16 protein-coding genes are annotated in these 18,130 nt (G+C 60.6%); 9 read left to right on the top strand and 7 right to left on the bottom strand.

The genetic code is table 11. The features are described 5' to 3' along the window. Window positions 1–7: 7 nt before the first annotated feature. The 4 genes from crcB to DTP52_RS23800 all read right to left on the bottom strand — a co-directional run bounded on the left by crcB (window position 8) and on the right by DTP52_RS23800 (window position 4,978). Window positions 8–382 (bottom strand): fluoride efflux transporter CrcB, encoded by a 375-nt coding sequence (gene crcB, locus DTP52_RS23785; RefSeq protein ID WP_013693703.1) that lies wholly within the window; start codon window positions 380–382, stop codon window positions 8–10. Beyond that, window positions 379–1,704 (bottom strand): replication-associated recombination protein A, encoded by a 1,326-nt coding sequence (locus DTP52_RS23790; protein ID WP_109755542.1) that lies wholly within the window; start codon window positions 1,702–1,704, stop codon window positions 379–381. Before DTP52_RS23790 ends, crcB begins: the two co-directional genes overlap by 4 nt. Before the next feature lie 187 nt (window positions 1,705–1,891). Next, window positions 1,892–2,515 (bottom strand): outer membrane lipoprotein chaperone LolA, encoded by a 624-nt coding sequence (lolA, locus tag DTP52_RS23795; RefSeq protein WP_109755543.1) that lies wholly within the window; start codon window positions 2,513–2,515, stop codon window positions 1,892–1,894. Window positions 2,516–2,572: 57 nt separating this feature from the next. Continuing rightward, the gene (locus DTP52_RS23800; protein ID WP_109755544.1) at window positions 2,573–4,978 is read right to left on the bottom strand and encodes a DNA translocase FtsK; all 2,406 of its coding nucleotides are present in this window, start codon (window positions 4,976–4,978) and stop codon (window positions 2,573–2,575) included. A gap of 308 nt (window positions 4,979–5,286) precedes the next feature. On the opposite strand from DTP52_RS23800, the gene trxB reads away from it, so the two are divergent. From trxB to infA, 4 genes are all read left to right on the top strand, one after another. Then, window positions 5,287–6,246, top strand: a complete 960-nt coding sequence (gene trxB / locus DTP52_RS23805; RefSeq protein WP_109755545.1) for a thioredoxin-disulfide reductase — start codon at window positions 5,287–5,289, stop codon at window positions 6,244–6,246. Window positions 6,247–6,328: 82 nt separating this feature from the next. After that, on the top strand, window positions 6,329–7,009 hold the full coding sequence (gene aat, locus DTP52_RS23810; protein WP_109755546.1) for a leucyl/phenylalanyl-tRNA--protein transferase: 681 nt from the start codon (window positions 6,329–6,331) through the stop codon (window positions 7,007–7,009). Window positions 7,010–7,066: 57 nt separating this feature from the next. Continuing rightward, window positions 7,067–7,774, top strand: coding sequence for an arginyltransferase (locus tag DTP52_RS23815; RefSeq protein WP_109755547.1), 708 nt, complete (start codon window positions 7,067–7,069; stop codon window positions 7,772–7,774). Window positions 7,775–7,896: 122 nt separating this feature from the next. Further along, a complete protein-coding gene (gene infA / locus DTP52_RS23820; RefSeq protein ID WP_002553999.1) occupies window positions 7,897–8,115 on the top strand; it encodes a translation initiation factor IF-1 in 219 nt (72 codons plus the stop codon). Between the two features lie 245 nt (window positions 8,116–8,360). Here the strand turns inward: infA and clpA are convergent, their stop codons facing one another. Together clpA and clpS are read right to left on the bottom strand one after the other, a co-directional pair. Next, on the bottom strand, window positions 8,361–10,631 hold the full coding sequence (gene clpA / locus DTP52_RS23825; protein ID WP_003203340.1) for an ATP-dependent Clp protease ATP-binding subunit ClpA: 2,271 nt from the start codon (window positions 10,629–10,631) through the stop codon (window positions 8,361–8,363). A gap of 29 nt (window positions 10,632–10,660) precedes the next feature. After that, entirely contained in the window at window positions 10,661–11,023 is a 363-nt protein-coding gene (gene clpS / locus DTP52_RS23830; RefSeq protein WP_109755548.1) for an ATP-dependent Clp protease adapter ClpS, read from the bottom strand. Window positions 11,024–11,249: 226 nt separating this feature from the next. Here clpS and DTP52_RS23835 point away from each other — a divergent pair, with 226 nt between their 5' ends. After that, window positions 11,250–11,519, top strand: coding sequence for a cold shock domain-containing protein (locus tag DTP52_RS23835; RefSeq protein WP_109755549.1), 270 nt, complete (start codon window positions 11,250–11,252; stop codon window positions 11,517–11,519). An 80-nt stretch (window positions 11,520–11,599) separates the two neighbouring features. Here DTP52_RS23835 and icd read toward each other — a convergent pair whose 3' ends face one another. Beyond that, entirely contained in the window at window positions 11,600–12,856 is a 1,257-nt protein-coding gene (gene icd, locus DTP52_RS23840) for an NADP-dependent isocitrate dehydrogenase (protein ID WP_024779303.1), read from the bottom strand. 482 nt (window positions 12,857–13,338) lie between these two features. On the opposite strand from icd, the gene DTP52_RS23845 reads away from it, so the two are divergent. The 4 genes from DTP52_RS23845 to hflD all read left to right on the top strand — a co-directional run bounded on the left by DTP52_RS23845 (window position 13,339) and on the right by hflD (window position 18,050). Next, on the top strand, window positions 13,339–15,564 hold the full coding sequence (locus DTP52_RS23845) for an NADP-dependent isocitrate dehydrogenase (protein WP_109755550.1): 2,226 nt from the start codon (window positions 13,339–13,341) through the stop codon (window positions 15,562–15,564). Window positions 15,565–15,798: 234 nt separating this feature from the next. After that, the gene (locus DTP52_RS23850; RefSeq protein ID WP_109755551.1) at window positions 15,799–16,245 is read left to right on the top strand and encodes an NUDIX hydrolase; all 447 of its coding nucleotides are present in this window, start codon (window positions 15,799–15,801) and stop codon (window positions 16,243–16,245) included. 60 nt (window positions 16,246–16,305) lie between these two features. After that, window positions 16,306–17,430, top strand: a complete 1,125-nt coding sequence (mnmA, locus tag DTP52_RS23855; RefSeq protein ID WP_109755552.1) for a tRNA 2-thiouridine(34) synthase MnmA — start codon at window positions 16,306–16,308, stop codon at window positions 17,428–17,430. Continuing rightward, a complete protein-coding gene (gene hflD / locus DTP52_RS23860; RefSeq protein ID WP_003203353.1) occupies window positions 17,427–18,050 on the top strand; it encodes a high frequency lysogenization protein HflD in 624 nt (207 codons plus the stop codon). Before mnmA ends, hflD begins: the two co-directional genes overlap by 4 nt. The last annotated feature ends 80 nt before the right edge of the window (window positions 18,051–18,130 follow it).

Genomic DNA, 18,130 nt, shown 5'->3' on the forward strand with positions numbered 1-18,130 from the left:
CTCGTTATCAAAGTTTGGTCAGGGACAGGCCGGCCCATGTGGCGAGCAGCCCGCCGAATACGCTGATGGCCGCATAGCCCAGGGCCAGCGGCACCTGCCCGCTTTCCAGCAAGCGCACCGTATCCAGTGAAAAGGATGAAAAGGTCGTCAGGCCGCCAAGAAAGCCGACGATCAGGCCCGCACGTACCTCGATGGGCACTTCCGGGCGCATCAAAAACAGACCGTATAGAACACCGATCAGCAGACAGCCCACGATATTAACGGCCAGCGTCGCGGTATAGAAGTGCCGCGGCCAATTTGCATTGATCCAGTTGCCGGTCGCGAAGCGCACCAACGTACCGGCAACGCCACCTGCGGAAACTGCAAGAATCAGGGGGATCAAGGTTTTCTCCGCTGCCGTGGACTCAAGCGGTCCAATTGCACCAAGTGGTTGAGCTTCTCGCCGATCTTCAGTTCCAGGCCACGGGGCACCGGCTGATAGAAGCGCTGGGGTTCGAGTTCATCGGGGAAATAATCTTCGCCGGCGGCATAAGCGTCCGGCTCATCGTGGGCGTAACGGTATTCCTCGCCATAGCCCAACTGCTTCATGAGCTTGGTCGGCGCATTGCGCAGGTGCAGCGGCACTTCAAGGGAGCCATGCTCGGTAGCGCTGCGCATCGCCGCCTTGAAGCCCATGTACACGGCGTTGCTTTTCGGCGCGCAGGCCAGGTAGGTGATCGCCTGGGCCACGGCAAGCTCGCCTTCCGGGCTGCCCAGGCGCTCCTGCACATCCCAGGCTGCCAGGCACAGGCTCAGGGCGCGAGGGTCGGCGTTGCCGATGTCTTCGCTGGCCATGCGCACCACGCGCCGCGCCAGGTACAGCGGATCGCAGCCGCCGTCGATCATTCGCGCAAACCAGTACAAGGCGGCATCGGGGTTGGAGCCGCGGATGGATTTGTGCAGCGCCGAAATCTGGTCGTAGAACGCTTCGCCGCCCTTGTCGAAGCGCCGCCGGGTATCGCCCAGCAGGCTTTGCAACAGCTCGACGCCAATCTCGCTATCGTCCTCAGCCAGGTCCGAGGCGTTTTCCAGCAGGTTGAGCAAGCGCCGGCCATCGCCGTCAGCGGCCGAAAACAGGATCTGGAACCCTTCGTCGCTGAGGCTCAAATGCCGCTTGCCCAGGCCGCGCTCCTCGGTCAATGCCCGATGCACCAGCTTGCGCATCGCCGCTTCGTCGAGGCTCTTGAGCACATAGACCCGCGCCCGGGACAGTAAGGCGTTGTTGAGTTCGAACGAAGGGTTTTCGGTGGTCGCACCGATGAAGATCAGCGTGCCGTCTTCCACGTAGGGCAGGAACGCGTCCTGTTGGGATTTGTTGAAGCGGTGCACTTCGTCGACGAACAGGATGGTGCGCTTGCCGTACTGGCCGGCCTGCTGCTTGGCCACTTCCACCGCCTGGCGGATTTCCTTGACCCCGGCCAGCACCGCCGAAACCGTTTCGAAATGCGCGTCCGAGACTTCCGCCAGCAGCCGCGCCAGGGTGGTCTTGCCCACGCCCGGCGGGCCCCAGAAGATCATCGAGTGCAGCGCGCCCTGCTCCAGCGCTTCGCGCAGCGGCTTGCCGCGAGCGAGCACATGCTCCTGGCCGACGTACTCATCCAGGTTGGTCGCGCGCAGGCGGGCGGCCAATGGCTGGGCAATCGGGGCGATTCGAAACAGGTCCATCACTACTTATACAACCTCCACTGGGTCCTGATACCGATTCTCTCTGCAGAAGCAGATCTGTGGGAGCAAGGCTTGCCCGCGATTGCATCGCCTCGGTCTACCAGATACACCGAGGTGTCTGTATCGCGGGCAAGCCTTGCTCCCACAGACCAATTTCCACAGACCATTTCCCACAGGGGCTTTGTGTTTACTCCTGGATCACATCGGCACCCTTGGGGATGTCGAACTTGAACTTGGATGCCGCGATCGGCTCGTTGGCCTTGACCCCGGTGAACAGGATATTGGTGCGCTGGCCGACACTGTCGATCAGTTGCATGTCGTTGACCAGGCCGTTGCGGAACGACAAACGCAAGCTATCGAACAGGCTGTCCTTGGTCTTGGGCTTGAGGGTGAAGTCAATCACGCCGCCGGCCTCCTTGGCACTGATGTCGAAGCTCTGGCTGATCTTGGAGATGTCGCCGGAGAGCAGCAATGCCGGGGTCTGGGTCAGGCGCTGGTCGAGGGTCTTGATGGTAACCTGCTCCAGGTCCGGGTCCCACAGGGAGACTTTCTTGCCGTCGGAGACCATCAATTGCTCGGCCGGCGCGTCGGTGTGCCAGTAGAACAGGCCTGGGCGCTGCAACGCCATTTCGCCAGCGGTTTCCTGCAACTGGGTGCCGCTGCCGTCGAGGGTCAGTTGGGAGAAACGCGCGGTCAGGGTCTGGGAGCGCTCCAGTAACTGGGTCAAGCGGGCCACGTCCTTTTCATCGGCGTGGGCCGACAAGGTGCTCAGGGCCAATACGGGCAACAGCAACATGCGAATCAGGCGCATGGGAGTCCTCATGAAGTCGTGGGGGTCGGGCGGCGTGTCAGCAAGCCGCCCGGGTCGTTAGTCGCGCATCGGGCCCGGCGCCAGTACTTCGCGCGAACCGTTGGTGTTCATGGCCGTCACCACCCCGGCCATTTCCATGGCTTCGATCATGCGGGCGGCACGGTTGTAGCCAATCTTCAGCTTGCGCTGAACAGCAGAAATCGAGGCCCGACGGCTCTCCAGGACGAACTGCACCGCTTCGTCGTAGAGCGCATCGGTTTCAGCATCGTCGTCACCGCCGCCACTGCTGCCTTCGAAACCGCTGCCGGCTTCTTCGACACCGTTGAGGATGTCGTCGTTGTATTCAGGTGCGCCGCGCAGCTTCCAGGCCTCCACCACGCGGTGCACTTCGTCGTCGGAGACGAACGCGCCGTGCACTCGGATCGGCAGGCTGGTGCCCGGCGGCATGTAGAGCATGTCACCGTGGCCGAGCAACTGCTCGGCGCCGCCCTGGTCGATGATGGTCCGCGAATCGATCTTGCTCGACACCTGGAATGCCATGCGGGTCGGGATGTTGGCCTTGATCAGGCCGGTGATCACGTCCACCGACGGTCGCTGTGTGGCGAGGATCAGGTGGATACCGGCCGCACGGGCCTTCTGGGCGATACGGGCGATCAGCTCTTCGACCTTCTTGCCGACGATCATCATCATGTCGGCGAATTCGTCCACCACCACCACGATGGTCGGCAGCTTGTGCAGCAGCGGCGCTTCGTCGTGGATATTCTCGCGGTGATACAGCGGGTCGCTCAACGGCGTACCGGCTTCCTCGGCTTCCTTGACCTTGGCATTGAAGCCCGACAGGTTGCGCACGCCCATCTTCGCCATCAGCTTGTAGCGGCGTTCCATCTCGGCAACGCTCCAGCGCAAGGCATTGGCGGCGTCCTTCATGTCGGTGACCACCGGGCACAGCAGGTGCGGGATGCCCTCGTAGATCGACAGCTCGAGCATTTTCGGGTCGATCATGATCAGCTTGGCGTCTTCCGGGCCGGACTTGAACAGGATCGACAGGATCATCGCGTTCACACCCACCGATTTACCGGAACCGGTGGTACCGGCCACCAGCAAGTGGGGCATTTTCGCCAGGTCAGTGATGACTGGCTTGCCACCGATGTCGTGGCCCAGGGCCAGGGTGACCGGCGACTTGTGGTTGTCGTACTCCGGCGTGGACAGTACCTCGGAGAAGCGCACGATCTGCCGGTCTTCGTTGGGGATCTCGATCCCCACGGTGGTCTTGCCGGGAATCACCTCCACCACCCGCACGCTGGTCACGGCCAGGGAACGCGCCAGGTCCTTGGCGAGGTTGGCGATGCGGCTGACCTTCACGCCGGCGGCCGGCTGGATTTCGTAGCGGGTGATGACCGGGCCCGGGTGAATCGAATCCACCGAGACCTCGACGCCGAACTCCTTGAGCTTGATCTCCAGCAAGTGGCCGACAGCCGCCAGGGATTCGGGGGAATAGTTGAGCTGTTTCTTTTCGGCCGGGTCCAGGATCGAGATCGGCGGCAAGGTGCCTTCCACCGCGCTGTCGACGAACAGCGGCGCCTGTTTCTCTTTCTGCACGCGCTTGCTCTGCTCCGGCGGCTTGGCCGGGGCCATGGTAATGACCGGTGGCACCTGTTTCTCGCGCTCGGACATGTGCTTGCTCAAGGCCTGCTCACGCTCTATCAGGCGCTCCTTGACCTTGGCCTGCTCGCGCTTGTCCGGCGTCGTCGGGGCCACCACATCGTGGACCCGGTCGTCGACTTCACGCAGTTGCGCCACCAGTTGCTTGCGCTCGGTGCGCGCCGCCCACCAGCGGTTCACGACACCCTGGATCAGTTCGATCAGGTCGAGGGTGATCTTGCCGGTGACGTCCATGACCTTGAACCAGGACAAGTCGGTGAACACCGTCAGGCCGAACAGGAACAGGGCGATGAACAGCAGCGTGCTGCCCTGGATATTCAGGGCGTTCCTGGCCAGGTCGCCGAGGCTTTCCCCCAGCGCACCGCCCGCCCCGGCCGGCAAGCCGGTGGGCGCATGGAAATGGATATGGGCCAGCGCGGCCCCCGACAACACCAGGAACACCAGGCCGATCAGGCGCCAGGAGAACAGCCAGCCGCTCCACTGCCACGGTTCGTGGCGCTGGCGGAAGATCTGGTAGGCCTTGATCGCCAGCAGCAACGGGAAGATGTAGGCGAAATAGCCCAACACCATGAACAGGATGTCGGCGCTGTAGGAACCGGCCGGGCCGCCGAAATTCTGCACGTCGTCGATCTTGCTGTTATGGCTCCAGCCCGGATCGTCCTTGCCGTAGGTCAGCAGGGCCATCATCAGGAACAGGCACAGGGCACCGATGGCGATCAACGCACCTTCCTTGAGCCGGTAGTGCAATTGCTGGCGCCAGAGCGGAACGACTGGTTTGGGTGCTGCGGTGGATTTCTTCAAAACGCTTCTTTTCCTGCGCCTACGGCGCGTCCATCTGTTGAATGACTATAAAAAACTGCCCATGACGAGCAGGTAAAAAAGTGAATGTGCACAACCGGTACTACTTTTACCACTGTGAGGTGCATCCAGAAAACCACAGGTGTTGCCGAAGATTTTGATCTTTAGCCCATCCAGCGCTCAAAACTCAAGCATTGTACGGGTTTGTCGACGCCAAGGCATTGCCTGACAGCATAGCCGGATTCAGGCTGCACACGCGCTAATTGGACCATGCATTCTCTTTTGTGACAAAGGCTTATGAGGTGTTTTTTATGAGCGAAGTGAAGCATTCACGCCTGATCATTCTCGGGTCCGGCCCTGCGGGGTACAGCGCTGCTGTCTATGCCGCCCGCGCCAACCTCAAACCTGTTGTCATTACCGGCCTACAGGCCGGCGGCCAGCTCACCACCACCGTGGAAGTCGATAACTGGCCCGGCGATGTCGAAGGCCTGACGGGCCCGGTACTAATGGAGCGCATGCAACGGCACGCCGAGCGCTTCGACACGCAGATCGTCTACGACCATGTCCACACCGCCAAGTTGCAACAGCGCCCGTTCGAATTGATCGGCGACAGCGGCACCTACACCTGTGATGCGCTGATCATTGCCACCGGTGCCTCGGCCCAGTACCTGGGCCTGCCCTCGGAGGAAACCTTCGCTGGCAAAGGGGTTTCCGCGTGTGCGACCTGCGATGGCTTTTTCTACCGCAACCAGGTGGTGGCCGTGGTCGGCGGCGGCAATACCGCAGTCGAGGAGGCCCTGTACCTGTCGAACATCGCCAGGGAAGTGCACCTGATCCACCGCCGCGACAAGCTGCGCTCAGAGAAAATCCTGCAGGACAAACTCTTCGAAAAAGCCGCCAACGGCAATATCAAGCTGCACTGGAACCAGAACCTGGACGAAGTCCTGGGCGACGCCAGCGGCGTGACTGGCGCGCGTTTGCGGCACAGCGAGACCGGCGAAACCAGCACGCTGTCCCTGGCTGGCGTGTTCATAGCCATCGGCCACAAACCCAATACCGAACTGTTCCAGGGCCAGCTGACGATGCGTGACGGTTACCTGATCGTGCGCGGCGGCAGCGAGGGCAACGCCACCGCGACCGCTATCGAAGGCGTGTTCGCCGCCGGCGATGTGGCCGACCACGTCTATCGCCAGGCAATCACCTCCGCCGGCGCCGGCTGCATGGCCGCACTCGATGCCGAGAAGTATCTCGATGACATCCCTGCCGTTTGACGGTTAACCTTCCAGGCGAGTCCTCGCTGATGCGCGAGGCCCGCCGCCTGCCGCCCTCCCCTTCTACTTAAGCCGGATACCAATGCTGACCTGGTTACAACGCAACAGCTTCGAATTCCCGCCACTGGCAAAAGCCATGCGCGACCCCAACGGGTTATTGGCCGCCGGCGGCGATCTCTCCGCCGACCGGCTGATCCAGGCTTATCGCCACGGCTGCTTCCCATGGTTTTCCGAGGGGCAACCGATCCTGTGGTGGTCGCCGGACCCACGTACGGTATTGTTTCCCGACGAACTGCACATATCCCGCAGCCTGGACAAACTGCTGCGCAAGCAGCGCTATCAAGTGACGTTTGACCGAGATTTCGCGGCGGTCATCCAGGCGTGCGCCGCGCCTCGGGACTATGCCGAGGGCACCTGGATCACCGACGCCATGCAAACCGCTTATCGGGAACTACACCGACGCGGTTTTGCCCATTCGGTGGAAGTGTGGGACCAGGGGATGTTGGTGGGTGGCCTGTATGGCCTGGCCATGGGGCAGCTGTTCTTTGGCGAGTCCATGTTCAGCCGGGCCGACAATGCCTCGAAATTCGGCTTCGCCACCCTGGTCCAGCACCTCAAGGCCGCCGGTTTCGTACTGATCGACTGCCAGATGCCCACCGAGCACCTGCACAGCCTCGGCGCACGGTCGATCCCACGCAATGAATTTGCCGATTATCTAAAGGCGCATCTGGACCAACCCAACCATGCGACATGGGTTTGCTGAGCGACATTCGCGCTCCTGGCTTACAATTAAATTCAAAGCTTATCCCGAGGGTCGATCATGACCGAGTTGGCGCGTTTGAAGTTCTATGCCACTCAGCCCCACTCTTGCAGTTATCTGCCGGAGGAGCAGGCCACGACGCTGTTCCTCGACCCTAGCCAGCCCATGGATGTGCATGTCTACGCAGACCTGTCGGAAATGGGCTTTCGCCGTAGCGGCGACCACCTCTACCGGCCTCATTGCCAACACTGCAACGCCTGTGTCCCGGCGCGCATCCCTGTCGCGCAATTTCTGCCCAACCGCCAACAGAAACGCATTTTCAAGCGCAACGCCGACCTTCAGGTCCGCCCGGTCAAGCCGCAGTTCACCGAGGAATATTTCGACCTGTACCAGCGCTACATCGAACAACGCCATGCCGATGGCGACATGTACCCACCCAGTCGCGATCAGTTCTCGACCTTCCTGGTGCGTGACCTGCCGTTTTCGCGTTTCTATGAATTCCGCCTGGACGGACGGCTGGTAGCCATCGCCGTCACGGACCTGCTGCCCAATGGCCTTTCGGCGGTATACACCTTCTACGAGCCAGACGAAGAACGGCGCAGCCTGGGCCGGTTTGCCATCCTCTGGCAAATCAACGAAGCCCGGCGCCTGGGACTGGAAGCGGTATACCTGGGCTACTGGATCAAGAACTGCAAGAAAATGAACTACAAGACCCAATATCGCCCCATTGAACTGCTGATAAACCAACGCTGGGTTGTCCTGAGTTAGAACCCTTCGGCTTAAAAGCTAGAACCCCTTGGCTTGAACCCCCTTTTTCGGGCACAATGCACGCCGCTTTTGCCTGGCGCAGTTGCACCGGGCCATTCACTGGATACCGAGGGCTTTACTGCATGTCGAAAGAAGACAGCTTCGAAATGGAAGGCACTGTCGTCGACACCCTGCCCAACACCATGTTTCGTGTGGAGTTGGAAAATGGGCACGTCGTAACCGCGCATATCTCCGGCAAGATGCGCAAGAACTACATTCGTATTCTTACCGGTGACAAAGTGCGCGTCGAGCTGACGCCCTATGACTTGAGCAAAGGGCGCATCACTTACCGCGCTCGCTAACAAGTCAATACAAAACGCCCGGCTGATGCCGGGCGTTTTTGTTTGCCTGCGATTTGTCCCACCTCTCAGAAATACACAGATCCCTGTGGGAGCGGGCTTGCTCGCGAAGGCGGTGGGTCAGCTTGCATGGATGTTGAATGTGCAACTGCATTCGCGAGCAAGCCCGCTCCCACAGGAAGTCGGCGTATTTCTGAAGTCAGCAAAAAGGCGCCTTTCGGCGCCTTTTGCTTTGTTGCGGGTAGTGATCAGGCCATTTCGGCCGTGGTTTCGAAGTCGAAGGTCAGTTCGCCGTCCTTGATGTCGATGTGAACCACACCGCCATGTTCGGCCAGTTCGCCAAAGAGGATTTCCTCCGCCAGCGGACGCTTGATCTTGTCCTGGATCAGGCGAGCCATTGGTCGTGCCCCCATCGTCACATCGTAACCACCTTCGGCCAGCCAACTGCGAGCCGCATCGGTGACTTCCAGCAACACACGCTTGTCTTCGAGCTGCGCCTGAAGTTCGGTAAGGAACTTGTCCACCACGCTCTTGATGACTTCATGACTGAGGCGACCAAACTGGATAATGGTGTCCAGGCGGTTGCGGAACTCAGGCGTGAAGCTCTTCTTGATCACTTCCATCGCATCGGACGAGTGGTCCTGATGGGTGAAACCGATCGAAGCGCGAGCTGCGGTTTCGGCACCGGCGTTCGTGGTCATGATGATGATCACGTTGCGGAAGTCCGCCTTGCGCCCGTTGTTATCGGTCAGCGTACCGTGGTCCATGACCTGCAGCAGCAGGTTGAAGACTTCCGGATGCGCCTTCTCGATTTCATCGAGCAACAGCACGCAGTGTGGCTGCTTGGTAATCGCTTCGGTCAGCAGGCCGCCCTGGTCGAAACCGACATAACCTGGAGGCGCACCAATCAGACGCGACACGGTGTGGCGCTCCATGTACTCGGACATGTCGAAACGAACCAGCTCGATACCCATCGCCTTGGCCAATTGCCGTGCCGCCTCGGTCTTGCCGACACCGGTGGGACCTGCGAACAGGAACGAGCCCACTGGCTTGTCCGGCGACTTGAGGCCGGCGCGAGACAGCTTGATAGCGGTCGACAGCGAGTCGATGGCCGCATCCTGGCCGAACACCGTCAGCTTCAGGTCACGCTCCAGGTTACGCAGCAGCTCCTTGTCGGAACTGGTGACATGCTTGGGCGGAATACGCGCGATTTTCGCCACGATATCCTCGACCTGAGGCACTTCGATGCGCTTGACGCGTTTCTCCACGGGTTGCAGGCGCTGGTAGGCACCCGCCTCGTCGATGACGTCGATGGCCTTGTCCGGCATGTGCCGGTCATTGATGTAGCGCGAGGCCAGTTCCGCCGCGGCGCGCAGGGCTTCATCGCTGTACTCGATGTTGTGGTGCAGCTCGAAGCGCCCTTTCAGGCCGCGCAGGATACCGATGGTGTCCTCCACCGAAGGCTCCGACACATCGACCTTCTGGAAGCGCCGGGCCAAGGCACGGTCCTTCTCGAAGATCCCGCGGAATTCCTGGAACGTGGTCGAGCCGATGCAACGGATATCACCCGAAGACAGCAACGGCTTGAGCAGGTTGGAGGCATCCATGACACCACCGGAAGCAGCCCCGGCACCGATGATGGTGTGGATTTCATCGATGAACAGGATCGCTTGCGGACGTTTTTTCAGCTCGCCGAGCAACGCCTTGAAGCGCTTCTCGAAATCGCCGCGGTACTTGGTACCGGCCAGCAAGGCCCCCAGGTCGAGGGAATACACGACGCTGTTGGCCAGCAGGTCCGGCACCTGGTTGTCGACGATGCGCTTGGCCAGGCCTTCGGCAATCGCGGTCTTGCCCACGCCTGCCTCGCCCACTAACAGCGGGTTGTTCTTGCGGCGCCGGGCCAGGATCTGCGCAACGCGCTCGACCTCGGCCTCGCGTCCGACCAGTGGATCGATGCGCCCCTGGCGTGCCAGTTCGTTCAGGTTGCTGGCATAGGCATCCAATGGGTTGCCTGAAGAAGAAGACTCACCGCCCTCGTCGTCCTGCATATCCTGCTCACCCTCGGAGTGATCGCCATGCCCCGGCACCTTGGAGATGCCATGGGCGATGTAGTTGACGACATCGATACGCGCAACGCTCTGCTGCTTGAGCAGGAACACTGCCTGGCTTTCCTGCTCGCTGAAGATGGCAACCAACACGTTGGCACCGGTGACTTCACGCTTGCCCGAGCTCTGTACATGGAAGACAGCACGCTGCAGGACACGTTGGAAGCCCAGGGTTGGCTGGGTTTCGCGATCCTCGTCATGCACGGGGATCAGTGGCGTGGTGGAGTCGATGAACTCCTGCAGATCATGCTTGAGTTTATCGAGGTTCGCGCCGCAGGCACGCAAAACGGTGGCGGCAGCCTCGTTATCCAATAGGGCCAGCAGCAGGTGTTCGACGGTCATGAATTCATGACGCTTCGAACGAGCCTCCTTGAAGGCAAGATTGAGGGTGACTTCGAGCTCGCGGTTTAACATAGCTTCACCTCATACCCAAGTGGTCGGCGTTAACCGTCCTTCTCGATTTCACAGAGTAGCGGATGCTGGCTTTCCCGGGCGTACTGATTGACCTGCATGGCCTTCGTCTCGGCGATGTCGCGGGTAAACACTCCACATACTGCCCGTCCCTCTGTATGGACGGCCAGCATGACCTTGGTCGCCAGCTCGCGGTTCAGATTAAAAAACAACTCGAGCACTTCGACGACGAAATCCATCGGTGTGTAGTCATCATTGAACAAAACCACCTTGTACATCGGTGGAGCCTGTAATGCAGGCTTTGCCTCCTGAACAGCAATGCCTGCGGAATCGTCGTCGTGTAGATCCGGGCGATCCTGATTGAATGTTAGTCGAATCTGGCTGACTGCATGCATGGAAAGAAAGGTTCGTTTAGTTGGCGAATACAGTGATGGGGGCGCTTGTGGGCGATTTCAACCACGACCACCCGGCCACCTTGACTATCGGCAAAACGGTGTTACAACCAATAGAGCCCATCGTGGGTTAAAAAGGTCCGTGGAATCTATCCTGTTTTCAAGATTAGCCTGCGGATGGACTGGATGATACTCCAGTGATGGAGTGCGTTGCAGAGGGAAATGGGTTATGTCGGTCGTCAAGATGAATGGCAAGGTGAAATGGTTCAACAATGCAAAGGGCTACGGCTTCATTATCGCGGCCGGCAGGGACAATGAAGACCTTTTCGCCCATTACTCGGCTATCAACATGGAAGGCTATAAGACCTTGAAGGCCGGACAGCCTGTGACGTTCGACGTCATCCAGGGACCCAAGGGCTTGCACGCGGTCAACATCAGGATTGTCACCGCCGAAGAGACACCCGCCCCTGTCAATGCCAGGATCACCGAGGCCCATTGACCGGCAGTCGCCACCCCGGACAAATGAAAATGCCCGGCTCGATCACCCGAGCCGGGCATTTGCGCTGAGCGCCGACTCGCTTACATGTGCGAAATCAGGGCATCACCGAAGCCCGAGGACGACACCAGCTTGGCACCCTCCATCAGACGTTCGAAGTCATAGGTCACGGTCTTGGCCGAAATCGCGCCGTTGGTGCCCTTGATGATCAGGTCGGCCGCTTCGGTCCAACCCATGTGGCGCAGCATCATTTCCGCCGACAGGATCAGCGATCCCGGGTTGACCTGGTCCTTGCCGGCATACTTGGGCGCGGTACCGTGGGTGGCTTCGAACATCGCCACGGTGTCGGACAGGTTGGCGCCCGGCGCAATACCGATACCGCCCACTTCCGCCGCCAGGGCGTCGGACAGGTAGTCACCGTTGAGGTTCAGGGTGGCGATCACGTCATATTCGGCCGGACGCAGGAGGATCTGCTGGAGCATCGCGTCGGCGATGGCGTCCTTGACGACCACGTTCTTGCCAGTCTTGGGGTTCTTGAACTGCATCCAGGGCCCGCCGTCGAGCAGGGTCGCGCCGAACTCCTCGGCCGCCACTTCGTAGGCCCATTCCTTGAAGGCACCTTCGGTGAACTTCATGATGTTGCCTTTGTGCACGATGGTCAGCGAATCGCGGTCATTGTCGACAACATATTGCAAGGCCTTGCGCGCCAGGCGCTTGGTGCCCTGCTTGGAAACCGGCTTGACGCCGATGCCGCAGTCCTCGTCGAAACGGATCTTGGTCACGCCCATTTCTTCTTTCAGGAACTTGATGACCTTGGTGGCTTCGGCCGAACCTGCCTTCCACTCGATGCCAGCGTAGATGTCCTCGGAGTTCTCACGGAAGATCGTCATGTCCACGTCGCCAGGTTTCTTGACCGGGCTGGGCACGCCTTCGAACCAGCGCACCGGGCGCAGGCACACATACAGGTCGAGCTGCTGGCGCAGGGCGACGTTCAGCGAACGGATACCACCGCCCACCGGCGTGGTCAGCGGGCCCTTGATGGAAACCACGTAATCCTTGACCGCATCCAGGGTTTCCTGGGGCAACCAGGTGTCCTGGTCGTAGACCTGGGTCGCTTTCTCGCCGGCATAGACTTCCATCCAGGAAATCTTGCGCTTGCCGCCATAGGCCTTCTGAACCGCTGCGTCCACCACCTTGATCATGACCGGACTGATGTCGACGCCAATACCGTCGCCTTCGATGAAAGGGATGATCGGGTTGTCCGGAACATTAAGAGAATGGTCTGCATTGACGGTGATTTTGTCACCGACGGCTGGAACCTGAATCTTTTGATACCCCATGCTGAACTCCATTGCTTGGATTGAACATCTGGCTGCGTTCGAGCGTACCCCACTTGAATCGGCGCGCAAACCCTACGTTAGGCTCATCAGGGGCAAAGCGTTGCAGTTCGCCATGTACAACCCTGAAAACCAAGGGAAAAGCGCCAAACATGAGCATAGTCCGCTCCATGGGTAGTGCGACGTTTAGACCAATGGACGTGTACGGAAGTCTATGAACCATCGGCAGATCGCCAGCTACCTATGTATAATGCCGCCGCTGACCACAGGGTCACGACGGCTGACGGCTCTATCACAGGACTTTCCGCCAATTTAAAAGCCGGACCGTTACCGCGGCCCAACCGCTTGACGCTCGACTGATGCACCCAACATCACCGCGAAGAAACCTCGACATTCGGCTCACGGATGACTTTGAACGAACGCGCTTACCCGGCGCCCCTCGAGTTTCTGCGCATGCTTTAGCAAAGAAGAGAGTTAATCCGAATATGCCCACCCGCTCGAAGATCATCTATACCTTCACCGACGAAGCTCCCGCCCTCGCCACCTATTCGCTGCTGCCGATCGTCGAAGCCTTTACCGCTTCGGCCGATATCGCCGTGGAAACCCGCGATATCTCCCTCGCAGGGCGCATCCTGGCCAGCTTCCCCGAGCAACTGGGCGACAAAGCCGTAGCCGACCACCTCGCCGAACTGGGCGACCTGGCCGTTACGCCTGAAGCCAACATCATCAAGCTGCCGAACATCAGCGCCTCGGTGCCGCAACTGCAGGCCGCGATCAAGGAATTGCAGGCCCAGGGCTACGCGCTGCCGGACTACCCGGAAACCGTGTCCAGCGACGCCGAGAAAGACGCGCGCGCCCGCTACGACAAGGTCAAGGGCAGTGCCGTGAACCCGGTCCTGCGCGAAGGCAACTCCGACCGCCGCGCCCCGTTGTCGGTCAAGAACTACGCACGCAAGCACCCGCACAAAATGGGCGCCTGGGCAGCCGACTCCAAGTCCCACGTGGCCCACATGAGCACCGGCGATTTCTACGGCAGCGAAAAAGCCGCCCTGATCGACGCTGCCGGCAGCGTGAAAATCGAGCTGATCGCCCAGGACGGCACTGCCACTGTCCTGAAGGAAAAAACCACCGTACAAGCCGGTGAGATCCTCGACTGCGCCGTGATGAGCAAGAACGCCCTGCGCGACTTCATCGCCGCTGAAATCGAAGACGCCAAGCAAAAAGGCGTCCTGCTGTCGGTTCACCTCAAGGCCACCATGATGAAGGTCTCCGACCCGATCATGTTCGGCCAGATCGTTGCCGAGTTCTATAAAGACGCCCTGGCCAAGCACGCCCAAGTGCTGGAGCAGATCGGCTTCAACCTGAACAACGGCATCGGCGACCTGTACGCCCGCATCAAGGCCCTGCCGGCCGAGCAGCAGGCGCAGATCGAAGCCGACATCCAGGCGGTCTACGCAGCGCGTCCATCCCTGGCGATGGTCAACTCCGACAAAGGCATCACCAACCTGCACGTGCCGAGCGACGTCATCGTCGACGCCTCGATGCCGGCCATGATCCGTGACTCCGGCAAGATGTGGGGCACCGACGGCCAGCTGCACGACACCAAGGCCGTGATCCCGGATCGCTGCTACGCCACCATCTACCAGGCGGTGATCGAAGACTGCAAGCAACACGGCGCCTTCGACCCAACCACCATGGGCAGCGTGCCGAACGTCGGCCTGATGGCCAAGAAAGCCGAAGAGTACGGCTCCCACGACAAGACCTTCCAGATCAAGGCCAACGGCGTGGTACGCGTTTCCGACAGCACCGGTCGCACCCTGCTGGAGCAGAACGTCGAGGCTGGCGACATCTTCCGCATGTGCCAGACCAAGGACGCGCCGATCCAGGATTGGGTCAAGCTGGCCGTCAACCGCGCTCGCGCCAGCAGCACCCCGGCGATCTTCTGGCTGGACCCGATGCGCGCCCATGACGGCGTGGTGATCGAGAAAGTCCAGGCCTACCTGAAGAACCACGACACCGCCGGCCTGGACATCCGCATCATGTCGCCGGTCGACGCGATGAAGTTCACCCTGGCACGCACCCGCGAAGGCAAGGACACCATTTCGGTGACCGGCAACGTACTGCGCGATTACCTGACTGACCTGTTCCCGATCATGGAACTGGGCACCAGCGCCAAGATGCTCTCCATCGTGCCGCTGATGAACGGCGGTGGTCTGTTCGAAACCGGCGCCGGCGGTTCGGCTCCCAAGCACGTTCAGCAACTGCTGGAAGAAAACTTCCTGCGCTGGGATTCCCTGGGCGAGTTCCTGGCCCTGGCCGCCTCCCTCGAACACCTGGGCGTGACCTACGACAACCCGAAAGCGCTGGTGCTGGCCAAGACCCTCGACCAGGCTACCGGTGAGTTCCTGGACCGCAACAAGTCGCCTTCGCGCAAGGTCGGCGGCATCGACAACCGTGGCAGCCACTTCTACCTGACCCTGTTCTGGGCCCAGGCACTGGCCGCCCAGGACGACGACGCAGCCCTCAAGGCTCAGTTCACTGCCCTGGCCAAGACGTTGACCGACAACGAAGAAAAAATCGTTGCCGAGCTCAATGCCGTTCAAGGCAAGCCAGTGGATATCGGCGGTTACTACTTCGCCAACCCTGAGCTGACCAGCAAGGCCATGCGCCCGAGCGCCACCTTCAACGCGGCAATTGCTGCGCTGGTATAAGGTTGTAAGGGAACATCACGAACCCCGGCCTGGTGCCGGGGTTTGTGTTTCCGGACACACCATACTTTCCCTCCTGACAACATATCCCCCCTGTGGGAGCGAGCCTGCTCGCGATAGCGGTATAACATTCAACCCTGATGCTGACTGGCACACCGCTATCGCGAGCAGGCTCGCTCCCACAATGGCCTGTTTTCAAATTGAAATTTCCATGCACATTGATATCTAGGAAACCCCATGGACTGGAAACCCCACATCACCGTCGCCACCATCGTCGAAGACCACGGCCGTTTCCTGATGGTCGAAGAATCCAAAGGCGGACGAGCAGTGCTCAACCAGCCCGCCGGTCACCTGGACCCGGACGAAACGCTGATCGAAGCCGCGGTGCGCGAAACCCTGGAAGAAACCGGCTGGGACGTCGAACCCACCAGCGTGGTGGGCATCTACCTGTACACCGCCCCCAGCAACGGCGTGACCTACCAGCGGGTCTGTTTCGCCGCCAAGGCCTTGAACCATCGCCCCGGCTATCAACTGGACGACGGCATCCTGGGCGCCAAATGGCTGACTCGCGACGAGCTGCTCGAACAGCGCGGGCACTGGCGCAGCGAGCTGATCATCCGCTGCATCGACGATTATCTGGCCGGCCATCGCCACAGTCTGACGCTGATCCGTCCTTCTCTTTAGCCTTGCGCGCCCGGGCCTGATAGAATCGCGTCCTTTTTCAAGACACTCATTGAAACTCCTATGCGTGATCCAGCTCCTTCTGACACATCCAAGCAGCGCGTCATTGTCGGCATGTCCGGCGGCGTGGACTCTTCCGTTTCCGCCCTTCTGCTGATCGAGCAGGGTTATGAGGTGGAAGGCCTGTTCATGAAGAACTGGGAAGAAGACGACGGAACCGAATACTGCACCGCCATGGACGACCTCGCGGATGCCCAGGCGGTGTGCGACAAGATCGGCATCAAGCTGCACACCGCCAACTTCGCCGCCGAGTACTGGGACAACGTGTTCGAGCACTTCCTGGCCGAGTACAAGGCCGGCCGTACGCCGAACCCGGACATCCTGTGCAACCGCGAAATCAAGTTCAAGGCGTTCCTCGACTACGCCATGATGCTCGGCGCCGACCTGATCGCCACCGGCCACTACGTGCGTCGCCGCGACATCGACGGCCGCACTGAATTGCTCAAGGGCCTGGACCCGAACAAGGACCAGAGCTACTTCCTGCATGCCGTCGGCGGCGAACAGATCGCCAAGACCCTGTTCCCGGTTGGCGAACTGGAAAAGCCCGAAGTGCGCGCAATCGCCGAAAAACACCAGCTCGCCACCGCCAAGAAGAAGGATTCCACCGGGATCTGCTTTATCGGTGAGCGCCGCTTTAGCGACTTCCTCAAGCAGTACCTGCCGGCCCAGCCAGGCGAGATCAAGACCACCGAAGGCGAAGTCATCGGCCGTCACCATGGCCTGATGTACCACACCATCGGCCAGCGCCAGGGCCTGGGCATCGGCGGCTTGAAAGACGCTGGCGAAGAGCCGTGGTACGTACTGGTCAAGGACCTGGAACACAACGAGCTGATCGTCGGCCAGGGCAACGACCATCCGTGGTTGTTTTCCCGCGCCCTGCTCGCCTCCGACATCTATTGGGTCAACCCCATCGACCTCAGCGAACCACGCCGCCTGACGGCCAAGGTTCGCTATCGCCAGAGCGACCAGCCTTGCACCCTGGAGAAAACCGCCACGGGCTACCGTGCCACCTTCGATGACCCGCAGCGGGCGGTCACGCCCGGCCAGTCCGTGGTGTTCTATGACGGCGAAGTCTGCCTGGGCGGTGGCGTGATCGAAGTCGCAGAGCCCTGGAGCAGCAAGGCATGACCCCCATCCAGGAACAACTGACAGCATTGGGTGGGGTGTTTCTCGCCGCCGTGCTGGTGGACAGGATTGCCAAGACCGGCCAGGCCACCGAGGCGGGCGTGGCCTGCATGCTCGGCAGCCTGCTGGTTCGCGACCCCAAGGACACCCTGGAGGTCTACGGCGGCGACGATTTGAACCTGCGTGAAGGCTATCGCGCCCTGATCGGCGCCCTGGAACGCGATCCCAGCGCCCTGCAACGCGAACCGCTGCGCTACGCCTTGTCGATGCTGGGGCTTGAGCGCCAGCTGGCCAAGCGCGACGACCTGCTGGAGACCATCGGCAAACGCTTGCCGCAGATCCAGTCCCAGGTCGAGCACTTCGGCCCGTCCCACGAAAACGTCGTCGCGGCCTGCGGCGCGCTGTACCAGGACACCCTGAGCACCTTGCGCCAGCGCATCCAGGTGCACGGCGACATGCGCAACCTGCAGCAACCGAGCAATGCCTCGAAGATCCGCGCCCTGTTGCTGGCCGGGATTCGTTCGGCACGGCTGTGGCGGCAGTTGGGCGGCCATCGCTGGCAACTGGTGATCAGCCGGCGCAAATTGCTTAAAGAGCTTTACCCGTTGATGCGCAACGAATAAGTCGCCTCAACCCGTTTTTGTAGTTCGTTACGCGTAATACGCCGGTCAGTTGGCGACGGACCGGCGATTGTTTTCATGTA

Source organism: Pseudomonas sp. 43mfcvi1.1, from assembly GCF_900115935.1.
Lineage (GTDB): Bacteria > Pseudomonadota > Gammaproteobacteria > Pseudomonadales > Pseudomonadaceae > Aquipseudomonas > Aquipseudomonas bijieensis.